Here is a 461-nt window from a genome sequence, read left to right as displayed (position 1 = left end):
AGAGATTCCGAATAGGATGGAGACTTTTCTATCCGGTCTTGTACTGCTGATGTTTGTTTGTAAAGATATGAAGGAGAACCAGAGAAGCCGGGTATCGTCCGGGCAGATTGAGGTTAGACTGACAGTCCTATAGCTCAGTTGGTTAGAGCGCTACACTGATAATGTAGAGGTCGGCAGTTCAACTCTGCCTGGGACTACTTCGAAAAAAAATCCGGGCATCCGCTTGCGGAACGTACAGAAAAGCGTACCTTTGCCGCCCGGAAAATGAAGGGGGATTAGCTCAGCTGGCTAGAGCACCTGCTTTGCAAGCAGGGGGTCAACGGTTCGAATCCGTTATTCTCCACAGTCCGAAATTGTCAACAGGCAATTAAAGGAAGAAGATCTTTGACATGTTGTACAAACCCAATAACAGTAAGACGCAAGAGCCAAGAGTATAATCCGTATCAGCAGCAATGTTGCAG

At 47.1% G+C, this 461-nt stretch carries 2 tRNA genes; both read left to right on the top strand.

The features are described 5' to 3' along the window. Positions 1-123 precede the first annotated feature (123 nt). Positions 124-197 (top strand) — tRNA-Ile (locus M3087_RS14285). Between the two features lie 72 nt (positions 198-269). Then, a tRNA-Ala gene (locus M3087_RS14280) sits at positions 270-343 on the top strand. Positions 344-461: the final 118 nt, after the last annotated feature.

This window comes from Mediterranea sp. ET5, assembly GCF_023337025.1.
Lineage (GTDB): Bacteria > Bacteroidota > Bacteroidia > Bacteroidales > Bacteroidaceae > Phocaeicola_A.
This window is presented reverse-complemented; position numbering and strand designations above follow the sequence as displayed.